The sequence below is a fragment of the Syntrophomonas sp. UBA1041 genome (assembly GCF_002316705.1).
GTDB lineage: Bacteria > Bacillota > Syntrophomonadia > Syntrophomonadales > Syntrophomonadaceae > DTU019.
The window spans coordinates 3087-3476 of record NZ_DCEA01000056.1 but is presented as its reverse complement, the minus strand read 5'-3'; the positions used below and the strand labels follow the sequence as shown (position 1 = coordinate 3476).

At 48.2% G+C, this 390-nt stretch carries 1 protein-coding gene; it reads left to right on the top strand.

The genetic code is table 11. The features are described 5' to 3' along the window. On the top strand, positions 1-329 hold a 329-nt coding region (locus B2633_RS08355), incomplete at its 5' end, for an HAD hydrolase family protein (protein ID WP_483170150.1). Between the last annotated feature and the right edge of the window lie 61 nt (positions 330-390).

Below are 390 nucleotides of genomic sequence, written 5' to 3'. Positions count from 1 at the left end.
TTCACCTTCTAACGGCAGACACCTTTGGCAGAGGGGTTGCTGTGGCATCTGAATTAAGAACCCGATTTAAGCGGGTTGATTCCACTCAAGGAGGCCTGGACAAGAAGGATTACCTGTACAAATTGGGGAGGGGAAATACGGCAGCTATCGGCAATGGGTACAATGATATTTACATGCTGCAAGACGCCGCTCTGGGCATAGCAGTGATAAACAACGAAGGCTGTGCGGCGGAAGCTATACGCCGAGCGGATATTTTGGTCAACAATGTGGTTGATGCTTTAGATCTATTGATCAATCGCAACCGCTTGATAGCGACTTTGCGTGCTTAATTCCATATGGTTTGCGGCGGGGGAGATGTAATTTATGCTTTGCAGGACCGGACATTTTGCT